General features: G+C 61.6%; 18 protein-coding genes. 9 read left to right on the forward strand and 9 right to left on the reverse strand.

What is annotated here, in order from left to right; all coding sequences use genetic code 11:
* Nucleotides 1-8: 8 nt before the first annotated feature.
* The 6 genes from K9857_RS08370 to K9857_RS08395 form a co-directional block, all read right to left on the reverse strand.
* Complete coding sequence (locus tag K9857_RS08370) at nt 9-1,355, reverse strand: dihydroorotase (RefSeq protein ID WP_224534759.1); 1,347 nt, start codon at nt 1,353-1,355, stop codon at nt 9-11.
* Nucleotides 1,352-2,608, reverse strand: a complete 1,257-nt coding sequence (locus K9857_RS08375) for a Zn-dependent hydrolase (protein ID WP_224534761.1) — start codon at nt 2,606-2,608, stop codon at nt 1,352-1,354. Before K9857_RS08375 ends, K9857_RS08370 begins: the two co-directional genes overlap by 4 nt.
* On the reverse strand, nt 2,605-3,540 hold the full coding sequence (locus K9857_RS08380; RefSeq protein WP_224534763.1) for a dihydroorotate dehydrogenase: 936 nt from the start codon (nt 3,538-3,540) through the stop codon (nt 2,605-2,607). Before K9857_RS08380 ends, K9857_RS08375 begins: the two co-directional genes overlap by 4 nt.
* Entirely contained in the window at nt 3,537-4,370 is an 834-nt protein-coding gene (locus tag K9857_RS08385; protein WP_224534765.1) for a dihydroorotate dehydrogenase electron transfer subunit, read from the reverse strand. Before K9857_RS08385 ends, K9857_RS08380 begins: the two co-directional genes overlap by 4 nt.
* Before the next feature lie 211 nt (nt 4,371-4,581).
* A complete protein-coding gene (locus K9857_RS08390; RefSeq protein WP_224534767.1) occupies nt 4,582-5,844 on the reverse strand; it encodes an MFS transporter in 1,263 nt (420 codons plus the stop codon).
* Nucleotides 5,845-6,031: 187 nt separating this feature from the next.
* Nucleotides 6,032-6,904, reverse strand: a complete 873-nt coding sequence (locus K9857_RS08395; protein ID WP_224534769.1) for a hypothetical protein — start codon at nt 6,902-6,904, stop codon at nt 6,032-6,034.
* A gap of 447 nt (nt 6,905-7,351) precedes the next feature.
* Here K9857_RS08395 and K9857_RS08400 point away from each other — a divergent pair, with 447 nt between their 5' ends.
* Nucleotides 7,352-8,227 carry a helix-turn-helix domain-containing protein gene (locus tag K9857_RS08400; RefSeq protein ID WP_224534770.1) on the forward strand — a complete coding sequence of 292 codons (876 nt, stop codon included), beginning with the start codon at nt 7,352-7,354 and terminating at the stop codon, nt 8,225-8,227.
* 206 nt (nt 8,228-8,433) lie between these two features.
* Here the strand turns inward: K9857_RS08400 and K9857_RS08405 are convergent, their stop codons facing one another.
* The gene (locus K9857_RS08405; RefSeq protein WP_224534772.1) at nt 8,434-9,279 is read right to left on the reverse strand and encodes a hypothetical protein; all 846 of its coding nucleotides are present in this window, start codon (nt 9,277-9,279) and stop codon (nt 8,434-8,436) included.
* A gap of 342 nt (nt 9,280-9,621) precedes the next feature.
* On the opposite strand from K9857_RS08405, the gene K9857_RS08410 reads away from it, so the two are divergent.
* On the forward strand, nt 9,622-10,605 hold the full coding sequence (locus K9857_RS08410) for an alpha/beta fold hydrolase (RefSeq protein ID WP_224534774.1): 984 nt from the start codon (nt 9,622-9,624) through the stop codon (nt 10,603-10,605).
* Between the two features lie 174 nt (nt 10,606-10,779).
* On the forward strand, nt 10,780-11,328 hold the full coding sequence (locus K9857_RS08415; protein WP_224534776.1) for an HIT family protein: 549 nt from the start codon (nt 10,780-10,782) through the stop codon (nt 11,326-11,328).
* On the opposite strand, the gene K9857_RS08420 is transcribed toward K9857_RS08415, so the two are convergent.
* Nucleotides 11,297-12,103, reverse strand: a complete 807-nt coding sequence (locus K9857_RS08420) for an alpha/beta fold hydrolase (RefSeq protein ID WP_224534778.1) — start codon at nt 12,101-12,103, stop codon at nt 11,297-11,299. The genes K9857_RS08415 and K9857_RS08420 overlap by 32 nt on opposite strands.
* A gap of 135 nt (nt 12,104-12,238) precedes the next feature.
* Here K9857_RS08420 and K9857_RS08425 point away from each other — a divergent pair, with 135 nt between their 5' ends.
* The 3 genes from K9857_RS08425 (at nt 12,239) to K9857_RS08435 (ending at nt 16,334) form a co-directional block, all read left to right on the forward strand.
* Nucleotides 12,239-12,760 carry a sigma-70 family RNA polymerase sigma factor gene (locus tag K9857_RS08425; RefSeq protein WP_224534780.1) on the forward strand — a complete coding sequence of 174 codons (522 nt, stop codon included), beginning with the start codon at nt 12,239-12,241 and terminating at the stop codon, nt 12,758-12,760.
* On the forward strand, nt 12,757-13,725 hold the full coding sequence (locus tag K9857_RS08430) for a FecR domain-containing protein (protein ID WP_224534782.1): 969 nt from the start codon (nt 12,757-12,759) through the stop codon (nt 13,723-13,725). Before K9857_RS08425 ends, K9857_RS08430 begins: the two co-directional genes overlap by 4 nt.
* 203 nt (nt 13,726-13,928) lie before the next feature.
* The gene (locus K9857_RS08435; protein WP_224534784.1) at nt 13,929-16,334 is read left to right on the forward strand and encodes a TonB-dependent siderophore receptor; all 2,406 of its coding nucleotides are present in this window, start codon (nt 13,929-13,931) and stop codon (nt 16,332-16,334) included.
* 160 nt (nt 16,335-16,494) lie between these two features.
* Here the strand turns inward: K9857_RS08435 and K9857_RS08440 are convergent, their stop codons facing one another.
* Entirely contained in the window at nt 16,495-16,824 is a 330-nt protein-coding gene (locus tag K9857_RS08440; RefSeq protein ID WP_224534786.1) for a carboxymuconolactone decarboxylase family protein, read from the reverse strand.
* Between the two features lie 548 nt (nt 16,825-17,372).
* Here K9857_RS08440 and K9857_RS08445 point away from each other — a divergent pair.
* Genes K9857_RS08445 through K9857_RS08455 form a run of 3 tightly spaced genes read left to right on the forward strand, consistent with a single transcriptional unit; the run spans nt 17,373 to nt 21,323 of the window.
* The gene (locus K9857_RS08445) at nt 17,373-18,746 is read left to right on the forward strand and encodes a glutamine synthetase family protein (protein WP_224534788.1); all 1,374 of its coding nucleotides are present in this window, start codon (nt 17,373-17,375) and stop codon (nt 18,744-18,746) included.
* Nucleotides 18,747-18,767: 21 nt separating this feature from the next.
* Nucleotides 18,768-20,159 carry an aldehyde dehydrogenase family protein gene (locus K9857_RS08450; RefSeq protein WP_224534789.1) on the forward strand — a complete coding sequence of 464 codons (1,392 nt, stop codon included), beginning with the start codon at nt 18,768-18,770 and terminating at the stop codon, nt 20,157-20,159.
* 3 nt (nt 20,160-20,162) lie between these two features.
* Nucleotides 20,163-21,323 (forward strand): iron-containing alcohol dehydrogenase, encoded by a 1,161-nt coding sequence (locus K9857_RS08455; RefSeq protein ID WP_224534791.1) that lies wholly within the window; start codon nt 20,163-20,165, stop codon nt 21,321-21,323.
* Nucleotides 21,324-21,410: the final 87 nt, after the last annotated feature.

Here is a 21,410-nt window from a genome sequence, read left to right on the forward strand (position 1 = left end):
GGACCTGGTTAACGATCGAATGAAAGGCGCTGGCCGTGCAGGCCGCAGAGAATGGCTGTGCCATCCCAGACCCGTTGGCCGTTGACGAACGTGCTGACGATGCTCGATGAAAAGGTGCTGCCCTCGAACGGACTCCAGCCGCATTTGGACAGGACTTCGCTGCGCTGCACGGTATGTGGCCGGTCCGGATCGACCAGCACCAGATCAGCCGCATAACCCTCGCGCAGAAAACCGCGACCGCTGACGTCGAACAGTTGCGCCGGCGCATGACTGACCGCTTCCACCACCCGCTCCAGCGTCAACTCACCGGCAAACACCCGCTCCAGCGCCACTTGCAGGGCGAACTGCACCAGCGGTACCCCCGACGGCGCTTTCTGGTAAGGGGCGTTTTTTTCTTCGAGCAGATGCGGCGCATGGTCGGTCGCCAGCACGTCGAGGCGACCTTCGGCCAGAGCCCGGACAATCGCCTGACGGTCACGCTCGCTCTTCACCGCCGGGTTGCACTTGAGCCGCATCCCTAGCCGCTGGTAGTCACTGTCGTTGAAGTGCAGGAAATGCACGCAGGTTTCGGCCGTGATGCGCTTGCCCTCCAGCGACCCGGGCTCGAACAGCGCCAGCTCTTCGGCGGTGGAAATGTGCAACACATGCAGGCGCGCGTCGTGTTTGCGCGCCAGGGCAATGGCCAGCCGGGTCGACTTGATGCACGCCTCGCGGGAGCGGATCAGCGGGTGCAGATGCGCAGGCAGGCTCTCGCCATAGCTGCGCAGCGCCTTTTGCAGGTTTTCCTCGATCATCGGCGAGTCTTCGCAATGGGTAATGATCGTCACCGGCGAGTCGCGGAAGATACCGTTCAACACTGCAGGATCATCCACCAGCATGTTCCCGGTAGAGGCTCCCATGAACACTTTGACCCCGGGTGTGCTCTTCGGATCGATCGCGCGGATCGCCTCAAGGTTGTCGTTGCTGGCGCCCATGTAAAACGCGTAATTGACCACCGAAGATTGCGCCGCGATGGCGTACTTGGCTTCCAGCGAGTCGCGATCCAGCGCTGGCGGCCGGGTGTTGGGCATCTCCATGAAACTGGTGATGCCGCCTGCCGCACAAGCCCGGGATTCGCTGGCGATGTCCGCCTTGTGGGTCAGGCCCGGTTCGCGGAAATGCACCTGGTCATCGATCATTCCCGGCAACAGCCAGAGCCCGGTGGCGTCGATCACCTGCTCCCCGGCGCGGGGATCGAGCGTCGGCGCAATCTGCGCGATCAGCCCGTTTTCGATCCGCAGATCGCTGCAAAAGCGCTGGCCCTCATTGACCAGCGTGGCGTGGCGAATCAGCCACGAATCAGGTGAAACGGTCATAGCGTCAGCTCCTGCATGGCGTGGTACAGCACTTGAGTCGCTGCAATGAAGTCATCCAGCGCCATCGCCTCGTACGGGTTGTGCGAACCGTGCTGGTTACGGATGAAGAGCATGGCGCTGCTGATTCCGGCGTTGGCGAAAACTGCAGCGTCATGCCCTGCACCACTCGGTGTCAGGACGCCTTCCCAGCCATGCTCGCGGGTCGTGCGCACGAAGGCGTCGACCCAGGGCTGATGCATGGCCGCCGGTTGCGTGTCGATGCGTTTGTCGAACTCGAAACGAACCTGGCGACGCTCCTCGATCCGGCGGATTTCGGCCTCGATCAAGGCATAAAAGGCGTCCAGCGTAGGTTGATGCAGGCTGCGGATTTCCAGGCTGAAATTCACTTCACCAGGAATGCGCGAGACTGCGTGATGAGCGGCGTTGGTGCCCAGGGTGCCTACCGTGACCACCAGATCGCGGCCGTCTTCCAGCCACTGGCCCCACAGCTCGTCGATGTGCGCCACCAGCTCACTGACGGCGAAAACCGAATCGTGGCGGTCTTCGCGGGACACGGCCCCGGAATGACCGTCCTCGCCCAGGCAACGCACCCGGTTGTGGCGCAGATTGCCGCGAATGCCGGGCACGATGCCGATGGCCTGACCCATTTTTTCCAAGGACTCGGCCTGCTCGATATGCACTTCCAGATAGCCGGCGAACTGCTCGCGATCGATCAGCCACTGCCGGCTGCGGATCGCCTCCAGGTCCGCGCCCACCGCCTGCATCGCTTCGCCCAGGGTTTGCTGATTGAAGCGGTTGACCAGGGTCAGATCGGCGGAGGTGAGGCCACCCATCAACGCCCGCGAGCCGATGTAGGACTTGCCGAACCAGGCGCTCTCCTCACCGCGCAGGCCCAGCACACGAATCGGTCGCGGGGTGCGCACCGCCTCCCGATCCAGCCGGCACAGGCACAGCAATCCTGCGACCACGCCCGCCAGACCATCGTAATTGCCGCCTTGAGGCACCGAGTCCAGGTGCGAGCCGATCCAGATCGCCGGCTGACCATCGTCATCGGCCCGCTGGAAAATCACGTTACCGGCACGGTCGCTGTGCACCTGCAAACCGTTGTCCCGGGCGAACTGAGTCAGGTAGTCGATCGCGGCGTTTTCACCGGCGCCATAGCTCTGGCGGGTGATGCCGATTTCCGGGTCCAGGGACAGTTCGCCGATCTCGCTGAACATCCGCTGTGCCTGCTGTTTCCAGAGCGCGTTCATGGCAAGGCTCCAAAGGCAGGGGCCGGGGAATCGTCGAGACTGCCGATCAATGAACTCAAGCGGCTGACGCCCTTGCGCCGGCAAAACACTTCCAGCTCGTTGACCATCAGGTTCATGGTCTTGGGGTGGATGAAGGTCGCCGTGCCGACCTGCACCGCGCTTGCCCCGGCATAGATGAACTCCAGCGCATCGTCGGCGGTGGCGATGCCGCCGCAACCGATCACCGGAATCTGCAGGGCTTTGGCGCACTGATAGGTCAGTCGCACCATCAGCGGTTTGATCATGGCGCCGGAAATGCCGCCCATGAAATTGCCCAGCCGCGCCCTGCCCTTTTCAATGTCGATCGACAGCCCCAGCAAGGTGTTGCCCACCACCACTGCATCGGCGCCTTCGTCCTGCGCGGCCAGGGCGATGTCGACGATCTCGCCGGCATTGGGGGTCAACTTGACCCACAGCGGCAGCGAGGTGCTGGCGCGCATCAACTTGATCACCTCCCGCGTGCTGTCGGCATGCATGCCGAAGGACGCGCCGTGGGCTTCGATGTTGGGGCACGAGATATTGGCCTCGATGCCCGCCACTCCCGGTACGTCGCTCAAGCGCGCGGCCAGTTCGGCAAAACCCTGAGCGCTGGGTGCGGAGATGCTGACGATCAGCGGCGAATCGAAATTGCGATAGAACGGCACCACCTTTTCGATAAACAGGTCGGCGCCTTTGCTCGGAATACCGATGGCATTCATCATGCCGTCGGCCAGTTCGCAGACCCTGGGCATCGGGTTGCCGCTGCGTTTTTCGCTGGTGATGGTCTTGGTCACCAGCGCACCCAGGGCATTGAAGTCCAACAGGTGAGTGAGCTCTTCGGCGAAGGTGCCGGACGCCGGCATCACCGGGTTCTTCAGGCGCAAGCCGCCGATGTTTACGCTTAGATCGATCATTCCAGCACCTCCGCCAGGTCGAACACCGGGCCTTCCAGACACACACGTTTGCCGATTTTCAAACCATCGACTTCGAACACATCGACGCAGCATTGGCACATGCCCAGGCCGCACACCATTTGCTGCTCCAGGGCAACCTGCCCGGCCAGCTGCAATTCGGCCGACAGGCGTTTGAGCAGGCGGGTCAGGCGTTTCGAGCCGCAGGTGAACAAGGCGTTGCTGCCCTCACGGGCAATCACCTGACGCAACAGGCTTTCGAGGTTTTCCAGGGAACTGCTGCCGTCTTCGTCCAGCACGCAGATGACCTCGGCACCAAGGGAAGCGAAGCGTTCGCGGGACAACAGGCTCTTTTCGCTGCGGGCGCTGAGCACGGCGGTCAGCTTGATGCCCAGGGCATGGGCCGCTTCGGCCAGCGGTGCCAGGGTCGCCAAGCCCACGCCGCGGGCGACGATGGTCATGTGCTGCCACTGCGGGTCGAGGTCGAACCCCTTGCCCAGTGGACCGAGGATTTCCAGAGTCTGCTGTGCGCCAAGGGTTTCCAGGCCGAAGGTGCCCTTGCCGGTGACCTTGTACAGAAACTCCACCTGGCCGCTGGCCGGATCGGCCTTGTAGGTGCTCATGGGACGACGGAAAAACGGTTTGTGCTCGCCTTCGCTGGGGCACAGCAGGTTGAAAAACTGCCCCGGCTGCGAGTGACAGGCCGCGCCATCGGCCTGCAGGATCAGACGCTTGTACTCGTCGTTGACCCATTCGTTGGACAGCACCACAGCCAGCGTATCGTTGGGCGGTGTGACGGCAATGGCCTGGCAGCAGCTTGAAATCCCGCTCATGTTTAAAGCCCTCTTTGTTCTTGTTCAGTGCTTTGTCTAATTTTTGATACTGTCGAGCCAAAAGAATCGCAACGCTGCCTGTAACCACGGCAACGTTGCGCTTCCCTACTTCAGTTATGGATTGACTCTACGCTTTGAAAAGCTGTTTGTCTAATTATTGATACAGCATTTCGGAAAAAAATTTCGCCGTGCGAAAGTCCCGATTCAAGCCTTACTTTTGTGCTGCTGCCTGAGGTTGTGCCACCTGTGCCGAGCCACTGTCGCCCTGGCTGCGCGGCAGCAGCAACAGCGTCGCGGCCATGGCCATCAGGTAGATCGATGCCAGCAGCATGATTGCCGCCGAGAACGAATACGCCAAGGCAATCGCCCCCACCACCAGCGGACCGAACCCGCCGACGCCACGACCGACGTTGAATAGAACGTTTTGCGCCGTGGCCCGGACCTGAGCTGGATAGAGATCGGAGATCAACGCACCATAACCACCGATCATGCCATTGACGAAGATGCCCATCACCACGCCGGTAAACAGCATGCTGATCGGGTCTGTCAGGTTGGCGTAGATCAGCACCATTCCCGCCGCGCTGGCCTGATAGAGCAAGAAGATCCGCCAGCGCCCGAAACGGTCGGCCAACTGTCCGAACAGCCAGATACCGAAGGCCATCCCCACTACCGTCGCGGCGGTCCAGGTGCCGGAGGCGGTCAGCGAGAAGCCGAACTGGCGCGACAGATAACTGGGCATCCAGATCATGATTCCGTAGTAGCCGAAGTTCTGCACCGACGTCAGGACCATCACACCGATGCTGGCCTTGGTCGTCGGCACATCCTTGAACAGTTGGCCAAAGCGCTGACTGAAGGAAATCGGATTGACCGTGGCCTTCACGAACTCTTCCGGCTCGCCCATGGTATGGCGAATCACGAATGACAGCAGCGCCGGCACCAGCCCGACCAGGAACATTCCACGCCAGCCGATATGCGGCAACAGCAAGGGCGTCAGCAGCGCAGCCGCCAGGACCCCGGCCTGCCAGCCCATGCCGACGTAGGATGAAGCGCGGTTGCGCTTGTTGGCCGGCCAGGTCTCGGCGATCAGCGCCATGCCGATGCCGAACTCTCCGCCCAGGCCGAACCCGGCCAGGGTGCGGTAGGTCAATAAATCCCAATACCCCTGCGCCAGCGCGCACAGACCGGTGAACACCGAAAACACCAGAATGCACACGCTGAGCATCTTGACCCGACCATAGCGGTCGCTGAGCTGGCCGAAGATCAGACCACCGGCCACAGCGCCGAGCAGTGTCCAGGTCACAAGAGAACCGGCTTCGGAGGTGGTAAGTCCCAGGCCAAGGGTGATGGCGGGCAGCATGAAACCAAGGATCAACAGATCGAACCCGTCCATGGCATAGCCGGTCACGCTGGCGATCAACGCCTTGCGCGGTGACGCATCCGCCATGGCGGCGCTTGAGTCGTTGTGAGTTTTCACAATCATTACCTCTTATTGTTATCACGGGTTTAAGGCGGGTAATTCTTCGCAGTTTACCGCCTGACTCATCCCTGTTAGGAAACAGCGCCGTCCTTCTATCGCCTGAGCGATGCGCTGAGTTTACGAACAAATGAGACTCGCTGTCTAATTTTTGATACGGGCAATGCGAAAAAATAATCCGCTCGCCTTACAGATGCCATTCCAGGTTTATCGATAACGCATCGACGTCCGTTCCCGGGCCGCTCTCGTTGCCGAACTTGTTGCGCCAGTACTCGTACCCCGGCCCGACCCAGAACACATTCTTTTCGCCCCAGACCATCTGCCCGACATCCAGCATCAACGAGGTGCGCATCAGCTGTTCGGCGGCGGTCGGACGGTTCTGGTAGTCGTCGCCCTTCTCGCTGCTGTAGGTGTAGAAGCCCTGGAACTTGAGCGGCAGACCGCCCGCGGTGAACGGCACACCCCAAGTCAGGTTGAACTGATAGAACCGATCGAACAGCAGATCGTTGTGATTGCCCGGCTTGCCGCACACATCCAGACCGCAGTGGTTCCACTCACGGGCGTACAGCAGGCTGGCGTCGAGAAAGCCCGTGGGCAAGGCAAACTTCAGCGTCGGGCCTACAACCAGCAGGCGCTTCTCGGACGCAAACTCGTTGTTCTTGGTATTGAGGTCGAAACCGGCGGTCAGAGCCACGTCCTTGACCGGGCCGAACGCCAGCGGTTTGTCGAACACCTTGCCGTATTGCAGCTGGTTGCGGTACGTCAGGTAAATCTCCGTAGCGCCCGTGCCGCCGCCCTTGGCCGGGTCGGTCCTGTCGGACTTGAACACATCGAGATTGATGAAGTTCTGCCCCAATTTGTAACTGCTGACGTGGGTGATTTGCAGGATGTTCTTGGCCACGTCTTTGGTTTTGCCGGGGTCGGTGTAGTGGTCGCTGTAGCGGTAACCGATCAGGGTGTCGCTAAAGCCCGGTGCGGCCAGGGCACAGGGCGCCAGAACCGACAGGGAAAGTGCCAGTGACAGCGCCGGCAACGAGGGCCTGGCGGTGGAATGATTCATGGGTGTGCTCCGTATTCTTATTGATTTAGGGGCGTAGCAGGTCGCGTAATCAGCGTTGGCTGTTCACGGCCTCTGGTTTTTTTCAGCTTTGACAAGGTCGGGGTTTCGGGTCGGCGATGTGCTCCAGGGCAGGTTTTCAGGCGTAAAAAACCCCGTCGCGCTGCAACGAGCGCGACCGGATTCGGGTTATTTCAGTCAGTGCAGAACAGACAGACGTGCAAGCGTCAGCCCGGAGCCAGGCTCGGTATGGGGATTTGGGGTGGGATACTCATGGACATGGCCGCACCGTTTTTGTATTTTTTAGACGAACGAATAATTTCGTCTAAATATTGATACAACGAAGTTGTTTCGCGGTCAACAGATTCTTCGGTTGAGTCGCATAAACGGTGCCCGGATACTTTCGGGGCTACCCTTTCGCCCCATGGACATCAGCCTTTCGGAGTTGCAGTGAGCCAAATCGACTACCAGGCCATCGGCGAACGCCTTCGGGCCTACCGCATCGGACGCCAGTTGAACGCCGACCAGGTGGCGGAGAAACTCGATATTTCCCGTGCGGCGGTATATCGCCTGGAGCTGGGCAAGATCGTCAAACTCGAAACCCTGGATCGCCTGGCACAGTTGCTCAAGGTGTCCCTGACCAGCCTGCTGGGTTCCGATACCGAATACTTCGACAACGCCCTGGGCTATTTCGAGCGCATGCGCCAACTCGAAGCGCGCTCGGTGAGCATCCAGTCGTACTTCGATCCGTTCTCCTACCTGCTGACCTCCCCCGCCTACACCGATCTGTTCAAGACCATGCTCGACGAGGCGCGGCCGAAGGATTTCGACGCCAGCCAGGAAGCCATGCAGGCGCAGATCCTCGAGATTCTGAATGAGCGTAAGGCGACCTTCTCCAAGCAGAAGTTCGAGGTGCAATCGATCATCAGCCTGCGCCAGATCGAGCGCTATCTGCACATCGGCCTGGTGGGTCGCCTTGATCTGCCGCCGAGCGTCAGGATGGAGCGCGCGTTGCTGGCCCGGCGCGAAGTCGAAAACTTGATCGAGCAGATCGGCAGCGAAGGTTCGCGGTTCAACATCTACCTGATCGACGAAACCCTGCCCAGCGCCACCTTCCAGATCTTCGAACAACCCCACACCAGCTATGTGGCGGTCAGCCCCTACCGCCTGGGCGAATTGCCCAACATTCATACCGGGATCGCCAGCGTGACCTCATCGCCCGAGGCGGTGGAGATGTACAAATCCATGACCCGTGGATTGCTCGAACGCGCGCATTCGGGCGAGGCGGCGAAACGGGAGTTGAGCAAGCTGCTGGCCAAGCTTTAAGTACGCTGTTGAATGTACCGGCCCCTTCGCGGGCCCGGCTCCCACAGATTCCTCTGTCGACTCAAAAATCTGTGACCGACACAAATCCCTGTGGGAGAGGGCTTGCCCGCGGAGGCGTCAGGTCAGTCAACATTTGCTTTGACTGATACACCGCCTTCGCGAGCAAGCTTCGCTCCTACAGAGCCGTACGAACGCCGGTACATGAGTTACTTGATGGCCGCTTTCAGCTGGTTGAGCAATTCGGCGGATTTGTCTTCATCATCCGACTCTTTCTTGTCGAACCAACTGGTGCCCTTCTCCAGGATCTCGGCGAGGATCGGGAAATACAGCTGTTTCTTCTTCGCCAGTTCAACCGGATCGGCGGCGGTGGCCTGGTCGAGAGCATTTTGGATGGTCGCGCGCTGGGTCAGCCACTGCGGGGTGGATTTCTCTTCCGGGCTCATGTTGTCGAGGAAGTTCAGCGCCGCCTTGGCTCGGCCGACCGGGTCGTTGGCGAATGGGTCGCGCCAGTTCTTCTTCTGATCTTCGGGGCCCACGTAATAGCCGGTGGCAAGTTGTGCCTGCTGGCGCATCAGCTCCTGCGCAGAAGCAATTTCTTCCTTGGTGAACTGACCGCCTTCGTTGCTGGCCACGGCGTACAGCGAGCGCCGATCCAGATCGCCCATCAGCGAATTGCGATCGGTCATGCTGTTGTCGTAGGGCTTGCCGCTGTCCTTCATCAGCGCGTACTTCTCGTCCATGCGCTTGCGGGCATCAAGGGCGACGTCGGCGAAGGTCTTGTCCTTGGAGCTGGAGGTTGCCCCGGGCTTGGCGGCGCCGAGGATCAGCGCATCGGCGTTCATCCCCTCGCGCACCGGAAAATACGGCGCATTGCTGGCGATGGCCGCGCTGTAATCGGTGGCGGTGCCGGAGAAACTCACCGAATCGTCATTCTGCGTCGCGTCTGCCGCCTGGCTGGCACCGTTGCCCTGGGCATTGGAGGTCTTGCTGCTGGCGGCGGAATAGGCGGCGATCAAGGCGCTGGATGAGGATGACGATGAGTTGACGTACATGATTCTTCCTTGTGGTTGATGGGCAACACAAAACCTGTGGGAGCGGGCTTGCTTGCGAATGCGGTGTGCCAGGCAACATCTCTGTCGACTGAATCACCGCATTCGCGAGCAAGCCCGCTCCCACAGGTTATCGGCCGCACGCTACATTTGCATAAATCAAATTGCCAGCGGCGAGCATCATCCCGCAAAACCCGTCCCAAGGCGTCTATACCAAAGCGTTAACCCCAGACACCCATGTCTGATATTCAGCCCCCTCCTTTACCCATAAATTTTCCCCAGCCGCCGAATGCAAGGCCACCAGCCTTGCGAGCGCTCCCTCCAGAACCGAATGGGTATTGAAAAATGACTGATGAGACCAGCGGAACCTCCCGTCGTGGCCTGATTACAACCGGTGCCATGGCTGCCGCCCTGGCCGTGGCGGTGCCGGCGCTTGCTGCGCATCAGGCCCCGTCCGCCGCCAGCACAACCGGCAACACCGGTGGCAAAGGCAACACCAAGGGCTCGGGCACCTTCACAGTCAAGGACGGCACGCAGATTTTCTACAAGGACTGGGGCAGCGGACAGCCAATCGTGTTCCACCACGGCTGGCCGCTTTCCAGCGACGACTGGGATGCGCAGATGCTGTTCTTCCTCGGCAAGGGCTTCCGTGTCATCGCCCACGATCGCCGTGGTCATGGCCGCTCGACCCAGACCGATACCGGCAACGAAATGGACACCTACGCCGCCGACGTCGCTGAGCTGATGGCGCACCTGAACATCACCAACGCCATCCATATCGGTCACTCCACCGGTGGCGGTGAAGTGGCGCGTTACGTCGCCCGTCACGGCCGTGGCCGCGTGGCCAAGGCGGTGCTGATCGGCGCCGTGCCACCGATCATGCTGCGCACCGCGAAAAACCCCGGCGGCCTGCCCATGGACGTTTTCGACGGCTTGCGCAAAGCCGTGGCCGACAACCGCGCGCAGTTCTATCGCGACTTCCCCACCGGTCCGTTCTACGGTTTCAACCGCCCGGGCGCGAAGGTCTCGCAGCCTGTGATCGACAACTGGTGGCGCCAGGGCATGAACGGCGGGATCAAGGCGCAATACGATTGCATCAAAGCCTTCTCGGAAACCGACTTCACCGATGACCTGAAAACCATCGAAGTGCCGACCCTGGTCCTTCACGGTGAAGACGACCAGATCGTGCCGATCGCCGATTCCGCGCAACTGACCATCAAACTGCTCAAGCGCGGCACCCTGAAAACCTACCCGGGCCTGCCCCACGGCATGTGCACCACCCACACCGAGGTGATCAACCAGGACCTGCTGGCGTTCATCAAGGGCTGATGTGCGGCGCTCTGAGCCTTGGCTATAAACCTTAGGCCAGAGCGTCTCCTGAGCTGCTTGAATAAAAGCTATTCGCATGACGCAGATCTGGATCTAGAATCGATACACGCAGACTGATCGACAGACCAATCCGAATCCCCGAAGATCTGCACCAGCCACCAACGGACACACCCCATGGACATAGCGCCACGATTCATCATCCATGAAACCGAGCACTGGATACTCAACCATCACATGTCGTCAAAGCTTCCCGGCTATCTGGTGCTGGGGACTCGTTACCCTGTCCGCTCGTTGTCCGACTTGCCGGAAGAAGCGCTGATCGAAATGGGCCCGCTGCTGGCCCGCGTGCAGAAAATTCTGCAAGCGGAACTGCAACCCAAATGGCTCTACATCAGCCGCTTCGGCCATGACCCGCGCTTCCCCATCCATTTTCACTACATCCCGGTCTACAGCTGGGTCGAAGACTTGTTCTGCAAGGACGATCGCTATCGCGTGCTGAAGAGTTTCGGCGTGGGGGCCGATGCGCATACATCGACCGATGGCGCAGAAATGACCCTTTACGTCTGGCGTGAATTCGGCGAGAGCCTTGAGCCCCCGAGCATTCAGGGGCCTTCGATCGAGCAGACCATCGAGCGCCTGCGGTTGGCGTTTGGGGGTCCCCTGCCATTTCATGCGGCGGAAAGACAGGCTGTTATCGAGCCGCTGCGCCAAGGAACTCACTGACCGCCGGGAGCACCCTGTCCGGGGCCTCGCGGTGCGGCACATGATGACAATCGTCCACGATCAGATACTCGCCCGTGCCAGTCGATAGCCGGGCGATGCGCTTGGGATGCAGGTCCGAACCGTATTCATCGTACTGACCATGAATGGCCAGCGACGGGCAGTTGATGGCGTCGACCGTGTTTTCGATCGTCCAGTCGCTGAACGCCGGGGATAGCCAGGTCTCTGTCCAGGCGGCCAACACCCAGGGCGCTTTCGCGCCGTGATACTTCTCCAGCCTGCCCATCTGTCCCGGCTGTGCGAATTGCTCCTTGGCGACTCGAATGCCTTCCAGGGTGCGATCCTCGACGAACGCCTGCGCCGACACCGTGATCAGGGCCGTGCATTGCTGCCCGTACCGGGACGCGCACACCGCCGCCATAGCCCCGCCAACGCTGTGCCCGAAGGCAATGAAATTTTCGATCCCCAACGCCGCCTTCAAATGCCCGAAAAACCCTGCGGCCTCATCGCGGATGAAGTGCAGAGGCAGCGTGCCGGGATACGCATCGGATTGGCCGAAACCGAGGCGGTCATAGGCAATCACTTCGTGCCCGGTCGCGCGGCACAGTTGCTCGGGGAAGTCGCGCCACAGGGCCACGCATCCCAGCGAGTCATGGAAAAGCACGATGGGCGGTTTCGCCGCAGTGCCCACACCCTCTTGCGGGAACCAGCGACTGACAAACAGCCGACCGTGGGGCGTATCGATCCAGAGCGTTTCATTACTGACGGACAAATGCATTCGGGGCCTCGTGGAGCAGTGATCACCGGACTGTAACAGCTTGTTGTACAACCGGCGCCCTGCGAGGCTCTTGCCGTTAGGCAAAGCGCTCATTACAATTGCTAATAATTCTCACTTAGAAAAAGCATTGACGCGATGAGTGACCTTCAGTCTGCGGTTTATCAGCACCACGTTCGCTGTGTCGAAGCCCTGTACGTCGACCATCAAGGCTGGCTGTACGGCTGGCTTCAGCGAAAACTGGGGAATCGCGTGGATGCCGCAGACCTGATGCACGATACCTTCACGCGCATCCTCGCCGGCAAGTCCCTGCCTGATCTTGCAGAGCCGCGGGCTTATCTGACCTGCGTGGCCAAGGGCATTCTCGTCAATTGGTATCAGCGTCAGGCGCTGGAACGTGCCTATCTGTCGGCGCTGGAGCAAATGCCCGAATCGCTGGCCCCCTCCCCCGAACAACGCTTCCTGATTCTGGAAACCCTGCATGAAGTCGATGCGATGCTCGATTCGCTGCCGGTGCTGGTCAAGCGCGCATTCCTGCTGTCGCAGATCGGCGGGATGAAATACCACGACATCGCGACGAAGCTGGATGTATCGCTGATAACCGTCAAACGCTGTATGAAGCAGGCCTTCGTCCAGTGCCTGACGTTGACGCCAGCATGAACGCCCCTTCGAAGATCAACCCCGTCGCCCTGGAAGAAGCTGCCGAGTGGCTGATGCGCTTGAGCGAGGGCTCGCTGAGCGAGCGTGAACTGCTGCAATGGCAACAGTGGCGAGCCAGCAACAGCGAATGCGAATTCGCCTGGCAGCGTGCGGAGACCCTGATGGGCAAGCTGGGCGGATTGCCGCCGGAACTGGCGATGCCGGCACTCGACCGGCCCGACAACCCGCAACGCCGGGCGATGCTCGGGCGCCTGGCCGCGTTGCTGGCCCTGGCCCCGGCGGGCTGGATCGGCTGGCAGTTGAACGAGCGCCTGGGCTGGACCGCCGACTATCACGCCGGGATTGGCGAGCGTCGCGAGTTGACCCTCGCCGATGGCAGTCAACTGACCCTCAATACCGATACCTCGGTCGACGTGAACTTCGATGCGCAACAGCGCCTGATTCGCGTGCGTCGCGGTGAAATCCTGGTGCAGACGGCGGCGGATATTCAGGTGCCGGGCCGGCCGTTCCGGGTCTCCACCGAACAGGGCCTGATGCAGGCGCTGGGCACCCGTTTCAGTGTTCGCGAAGGCGACGGTGTCACCCGATTGGCGGTGCTGGAGGGTCGGGTGCAGATCGAACTGTACAAACGCCCGCAGGCGACGCCGATGATCTTGAGTGCAGGTCAGCAAACTTCATTTTCTGCCTCTGTCATCGGCCCGATAAAGTCCGCCGACAGCGCCCTGATCGCCTGGAGCGAAGGCATGCTGGTGGCCGACGGCATGCCGCTGGGAGAGTTTGCGAAAGAACTGGCGCGTTACCGCCATGGCCTGGTGCGCTGCGATCCGGCGGTGGCCAAAGTGCGGGTTTCCGGGGCGTTTCCGCTGGACGACAACCGCCAGGCGCTGAACATGCTGGTGCAGACCTATCCGGTCAAAGTGAGCACGCATCTGGGCGGTTATTTGCTCACCATTTCCCCCGCCTGAACACCTCTGTAGGAGCGAGCACGCTCGCGATGGTGGTCAACGATGACGCTGGAAACCTGACGCCCCGCGGTGTCCCGTCCTCCATCGCGAGCGTGCTCGCTCCTACAGGTAAAAATATTTTTGCCGGGGGCTGATACTTTTTCCGCACTCGGCTGGCAAGGGAAGAAACACCCCTTTCCCTTGCCGACAGGATCACGACTCAAATGCCCGTTTTACGCGCCCCACGCTTCGCTCCTCCCCTGCGCCACACCCTTTTCGGCCTGCTGATCGGCGGCACCTGCGCCTCTGCGTGGGCGGCGCAACCGGCTGCCATCAGCGATGTGCGCAGCTATCAGATCCCGGCCGGCCCGCTGGGGCAGACCCTGTCGCGCTTCGCCGCCGACAGTCGCATCGCCCTGTCCTTCGACCCGGCCCTTACCGACGGCCAGCAAAGCCCCGGCCTGTCCGGCACCTATTCGCCACTCGAGGCGCTGAGCCGCCTGCTGAACGGCACCGGCCTGGACATGGTCCAGCGCAGCGATGCCAGCTACACCCTGGTGCGCTCGGCCAACAGCGGCGCGTTGCAACTGGGCGCGACAGCGATCAACGCCCAACTGCTCGGCGTGACCACCGAAGGCACGCATTCCTACACCACCAACGAAGTGAGCATCGGCAAGGGCAACATCAAGCTCAAGGACATCCCGCAATCGGTGTCGGTGGTCACCCGCCAGCGCATGGACGACCAGAACATGAACAGCCTGCAGGACGCCATGCGCCAGGTGACCGGGGTGACGATCAAGACCTACAACTCCGGTTCCAGCCTCAACGACGTGTACATGCGCGGCTTCCTGGTCGATCAGGTGCAGGTCGACGGCGTCTCGCAACCCACCGGCCAGGGCGACATGGCCACCTCATTCGACCTGGCGATGTACGACCGCATCGAAGTGCTGCGCGGCCCGTCCGGCCTGTACCAAGGTGCGGGCGAACCCGGCGGCACGATCAACGTGGTGCGCAAGCGCGCCCTTGGCCAATTCGCCATCGGCGGCGAACTGGCGGCCGGCTCGTACGATCATTACCGTTCCTCGGTGGACGTCACCGGTCCGTTGAATGAACAGGGCAACGTGCGCGGACGTTTCATCACCGCCTACGAGAACAACAAATCCTTTGTCGACTACGCGCAGAACGAACGCCCGATGGTTTACGGTCGCCTGGAATTCGACCTGGATCCGGCCACCACCCTGTCGGTCGGCGGCGCCTATCAGCAGAACCATTCCACCCCGGCCTTCGGCTTGCCCGCCTATGCCAACGGCAAGCTGCTGGACGTGCCGCGCTCGACCTTCGTCGATGCGAAGTGGAACGAACTGAACGAAAAAGTCTGGGAAACCTTCGCCGAAGTCGACCACGCTCTGGACAACGGCGGCCAGTTCAAGACCACCCTGACCTACCGCGACGCCGAAACCCCCAAGCGCAATTTCACCTGGGCCGACGGCGCGGTCGATCCGGACACCGGCGACAGCTGGGCCGTGGCCTACAACTACTACACCCACATCAAGACCATCGGCGCCGACAGCTTCGTCACCACCCCCTTCGAAGCCCTGGGCCGCACCCACGAATTCACCGTGGGCGCCGAATATCAGCACCTGGACAAGGACTTCACCTACGGTGGCGGCGACTACTTCCCGATCAATGTCTTTGATCCGGGCAGTATCGACATCCCGAAACAGGACTACGTGAAGGACAACGGCAACTGGTCCAAATCCGACCAGTACGGCCTCTACACCCGCGCCAAGCTCAACGTCACCGACTGGCTCGACGTGATCGGCGGCAGCCGCGTGACCTGGTACGAAAGCGAGGCGAAAAACGCCAACGCCTTCTTCAACAACTTCGGCAGCGCCAGCACCAGCATCAACCGCAAGGTCGTGCCCTACGGCGCGATCATCGGCAAGCTCACGCCCGAGCTGTCGGCCTACGCCAGCTACACCGGCGTGTTCAAGCCGCAGAGCGAACTGGGCGCCGACAACACGCCGATCGGTCCGCGTGAGGGTGAGCAATACGAGATCGGCCTCAAGCGCGAATTCTTCGACGGACGCCTGAACGCCAGCATCGCGGTGTTCCGCATCTACGACGAAAACCGCGCCGAATACAACAACAGCATTGCCGCCTACATGTCCGAGGGCAAGGCGCGCAGCCAGGGCTGGGAAACCGAGCTGAGCGGCAACCTGACCGACAACTGGAGCATCATCACCGGTTACGCCTTCACGTCCACCAAGTACCTGAACGCCGAGGACGGCTCCGAAGGCAAGACCTTCAGCACCATCACGCCCAAGCACAACTTCAACCTGTGGACCAAGTACGAATTCAGCGACGGCCCGCTCAAGGACTTCAGCGTCGCCGGCGGTGTTCGCGCGGTCAGTGACACCTACTACCAGCGTGAAGTGAAATTCCAGCAAGGCGGCTATGCCATCGCCACCGCGCAGGTGGGCTACAAGATCAACGAAAACCTCTCGACCACCCTGACCGCCAACAACCTGTTCGACCGCAAGTACTACGACCGGGTGGATGCATCGTGGGGCACCAACTTCTACGGCGATCCGCGCACCGTGACGCTGGCGGTGCGGGCGCAGTACTGAGCCCACGGAACCTGTAGCAGCTGTCGAGCTTGCGAGGCTGCGTCCGGCTGCGAAGCGGTCGTAAAACCTGTGTACCGGATCTGCCTGACAGACCAGGGTGCCCAAATTTACGACGGCTACGCAGCCGAACGCAGACTGCTACAGATCCGGCGACCTACACTCAAGTCGCCTTCCCCTCCCCAATCACATCATCCGCCCAACTGACCGCCGCCACGACCGTCGGGAACCCGATGGTGCTGGTAAGCGCAATCAACGCATGCCGAACCTGCTCCGGCGTCCCCCCCGCCTCCAGCGCCCGCCGCGCATGACTATGCACCGCCCCCTCCGAGCGAACCGCCGCCGCGGCACCCAGCTGAATCAACTGCACCGACAACTCATCCAGTGGCCCCGCATGCCGAACATTCGCCCCCAACGCCTCGACAGCATCCAGAAAATCCGGGTAAGTCCGTTTCAGGTTTTCGTACGTGGTGTGATCTCTCTTCTTCGCCATGTGAACTACTCCGCGAGCATGTAAACGCATTTCATTGTAGGAGTTGGTGGACACAAAATCCGTGGACGCCCCCGAACCACTGTAGGAGCGAGCATGCTCGCGATGGTGGTCAACGATGACGCTGGCTCTCTGAATGCCCTCGGTGTCTGGGCGTTCATCGCGAGCAGGCTCGCTCCCACAATGGGTTTGGGTATGCCCGAAAGATCAGGTCGGCTACCAGGCCGCCTTCGCGGGCAAGCCCGCTCCCACAGGTATTGTGGTTGACACAAAATCCATGGGCGATCCCGAATCACTGTAGGAGCGAGCATGCTCGCGATGGTGGGCAACGATGACGCTGGCGGTCTGAATGCCCGCGGTGCCTAGGCTCTCATCGCAAGCAGGTTCACTCCCACAGAATCAGCAAAAACTTGCAATAATTGACAGTAGGCTAAGCTATGTTCAGCCAATTGCTCACGATGCTCGCATCTGCAGGTTTGGGTTGTTTCTGGAGAGCGTCTGCAACGGCTATTTCAGACAGGCCCCCAACCCATTGCGCAGGACTTGCCTCGATGACCGAGCCTCTTCTCAGTTTCGACGAACTCAAGCGTGCCGCCGTCTCCGGCGAAATCGACACCGTTCTGGTGTGCATGGTCGACATGCAGGGCCGGCTGGTCGGCAAGCGATTCCAGGTCGAATTCTTCATCGACTCAGGCTACGAAGAAACCCACTGCTGCAACTACCTGCTGGCCGACGACATCGACATGGAACCGGTGCCCGGCTACGCCGCCGCGAGCTGGAGCAAAGGCTACGGCGACTTCGTCCTCAAACCCGACATGAGCACCCTGCGCAAGGTGCCCTGGCTGGAATGCACGGCCCTGGTGCTGTGCGACGTGCTCGATCACCACCATCGCCAGGACCTGCCCCACAGCCCGCGAGCGATCCTCAAAAGACAGGTGGAACGCCTGCGCGAACGCGGCTACAAGGGCATGTTCGCCTCGGAACTGGAGTTCTACCTGTTCGACGAAAGCTACGAAGCCATCCACAAGCGCAACTACTACAAGCCGAAAACCGCCGGCCACTACATCGAGGACTACAACATCCTGCAGACCACCCGCGAGGAACCGGTGATGCGGGCGATTCGCAAGCACCTGCAGGCCTGCGGGATTCCCGTGGAAAACTCCAAGGGCGAATGGGGCCCGGGCCAGGAAGAGATCAACATCCGCTACGCCGACGCCATGACCATGGCCGACCATCACGTACTCATCAAGCACGCCTGCAAGGAGATCGCGCAGCTGCAAGGCAAGTCGATCACCTTCATGGCCAAGTGGCGTTACGACGCCGCCGGTTCCAGCAGCCACATCCACAATTCGCTGTGGGACAAGAACGGCAAGAAGCCACTGTTCTTTGACGCCAAAGCCGAGTTCGGCATGTCGAAACTGATGCGCTCCTGGGTGGCCGGGCAGCTCAAGTACGCCGACGACATCACCTGTTTCCTCGCGCCCTACATCAATTCCTACAAGCGCTTCCAGGCCGGCACCTTCGCCCCTACCAGGGCGGTCTGGAGCCGCGACAACCGCACCGCCGGTTTCCGCCTGTGCGCCGAAGAGAGCAAATCGATTCGCATCGAATGCCGCATCGGTGGCGCCGATCTCAACCCTTACCTGGCCTTCGCCGCGCTGATTGCCGCGGGGCTGGCGGGCATCGACGAGAAACTCAGCCTCGACCCGCCCTACGAGGGCGACGCCTACGCCAATGAAGAGCTGCCCGAAGTGTCCAAGACCCTGCGCGACGCCAGCGCCGCCTTGAAGGGCTCGGCCATGTTGCGCGAGGCCTTCGGCGATGAAGTGGTCGACCACTACGTGCACACCGCCGAATGGGAGCAGAAAGAGTACGACCGGCGGGTCACTGACTGGGAACTGCAGCGCGGCTTCGAGCGTTATTGATCACTCCAGGGTTGGGCAATCATGACTGCAACGATTCAACTCATCTCGCCGGTCGATGGCCGGATCTATGCCGAGCGCCCGTACGCCGATGCCGGGCAGATCGAACAGGCGCTGACGGCGGCCACCAGCGCCCAGGCGCAATGGAAACTCAGACCTCTGAGCGAACGCGCGGCCTATTGCAGCGCCGCGGTGGACGCGATGCTGGCGATGAAGGACGACATCGTCCCGGAACTGGCCTGGCAGATGGGCCGTCCGGTGCGTTATGGCGCCGGCGAACTGCGCGGTTTCCAGGAGCGCGCCCGGCACATGATCGCCATCGCGCCGCAGGCGCTGGCTAACGTCGAGCCGACACCCATCGCCGGTTTCCGCCGGCATATCCAGCGCGATCCGCTGGGCACGGTGCTGGTGGTCGCGCCGTGGAATTACCCCTACCTCACGGCGGTCAACACCATCATCCCGGCGCTGATGGCGGGCAACAGCGTCCTGCTCAAGCACGCCTCGCAAACCCTGCTGGTCGGTGAGCGTTTCGCCGAAGCCTTCCGCCGTGCGCGCCTGCCCGAAGGGCTGTTCCAGAACCTGCTGCTGAGCCACGAGCAGACCGGCGCGATCATCGGATCAGGTCGTGTGCATCAGGTGAATTTCACCGGCTCCGTGCCCGCAGGCAAAGCCATGGAAAGGGCCGCCACCGGCAGATTCCTCGGCCTGGGCCTGGAACTCGGCGGCAAGGACCCGGCTTACGTGCGGGCCGACGCCAACCTCGAATACGCCGTGGAAAACCTGGTGGACGGCAGCTTCTTCAACTCCGGGCAAAGCTGCTGCGCCATCGAACGCATCTACGTCGATCAGTCCCTCTATCCGCAATTCATCGAACGCTTCGCCTCCTTCACCCGCCAGTACGTGCTGGGCAATCCGCTGGACGAAGCCACGACCCTCGGCCCGCTGATCAATCCCGGCGCGGCGGACTTCGTTCGCAAGCAGATCGCCGACGCGCTGGCCCAGGGCGCCAAGGCGCTGATCGAGCCCCAGGCCTTCGCCCCCGACGTCTCGGGCAGCGCCTACCTGGCGCCGCAGGTGCTGGTCAACGTCACCCATCAAATGTCGGTGATGCGCGATGAAAGCTTCGGTCCAGTGGTCGGCATCATGCCGGTCAGCGGAGATGACGAAGCGGTGGCCCTGATGAACGATAGCGAATTCGGCCTCAGCGCCTCGATCTGGACCTCGGACCTCGCCGCCGCCGAACGCCTGGGCAACCGGGTCGACACCGGCACCCTGTTCATGAACCGCTGCGACTACCTGGACCCGGCGCTGGCCTGGACCGGGATGAAGAACAGCGGGCGCGGCGTGACTCTGTCGAGCCTGGGCTACGAACACCTGACCCGCGCCAAATCCTTCCATTTGCGCCACGAGATCTGAACCATGAGCCTGAAGGGAAACTGGAACTACCCCACAAGCATCCGCTTCGGCGTCGGGCGCATCAGCGAGCTGGCCGAGATCTGCCGCAGCCAGGGCATCCAGCGACCCTTGCTGGTCACCGACAGTGGCCTGGGCAAGGCGCCGATCACCACCGCAGCGCTGGAGGCCTTGCGCGGTGCGGGGTTGGGAGCCGAGCTGTTCTGCGATCTCAAGCCCAACCCGGTGGAGGCCAATCTGGCCGGCGGGCTTACGGCCTGGCGAGCCGGCAATCACGACGGCGTGGTGGCTTTCGGCGGCGGCAGTGGCCTGGACATGGGCAAACTGATCGCCTTCATGAGCGGCCAGACCCGCCCGGTATGGGATTTCGAGGACATCGGCGACTACTGGACCCGTGCCGATGAAAAAGGCATCGCCCCGATCATCGCGGTGCCGACCACGGCGGGCACCGGCTCGGAAGTGGGCCGCGCGGCGGTGATCATCGACGATCGCACCCACACCAAACGCATCATCTTTCACCCGAAAATGATGCCCCGGGTGGTCATCAGCGACCCGGCGCTGACCGTCGGCATGCCGCCGAAAGTTACCGCCGGTACCGGCATGGATGCGCTGTCGCATTGCCTGGAAGCCTACTGCGCACCCGGCTTTCATCCGCTGGCCGACGGCATCGCGGTGGAAGGCATGCGCCTGGTGAAGCACGCGCTGGTGCGTGCCGTACATACCCCGGACGATCTCGACGCCCGCGCCAACATGCTGGCCGCCGCCGCGATGGGCGCCACCGCTTTCCAGAAGGGACTGGGCGGCATGCATGCCCTGGCCCATCCCATCGGCGCGCTGTACGACACCCATCACGGCATGACCAACGCCACGCTGATGCCCTATGTCCTGAAATTCAATCGCCCGGCCATCGAAGAACGCATCGTCCGCCTGGCCGCGTATCTGCAACTGCCCAAACCCGACTTCGACGGTTTCATGGCCTTCGTCCTCAAACTGCGCAAGGACATCGCCGTGCCGCACACCCTGTCCGAGCTGGGGGTGGATGACAAGCAGGCCGAGTTGATCGCCGATATGGCGGTGGTCGATCCGTCGGCGGGTGGGAATCCGTTGCCGCTTACCAAGGCGGGAGTTTCGGAGATTTTTGCGGCGGCGTTTCACGGTCGCTTGTAATGCAGCGATGAGTACTTTGCAGTGAGGGAATTTTGTGGCGAGGGGGCTTGCCCCCGTTGGGTCGCGCAGCGGCCCCAAAAAATGGGA

It is taken from the genome of Pseudomonas sp. REP124, from assembly GCF_020164475.1.
Taxonomy (GTDB): domain Bacteria; phylum Pseudomonadota; class Gammaproteobacteria; order Pseudomonadales; family Pseudomonadaceae; genus Aquipseudomonas.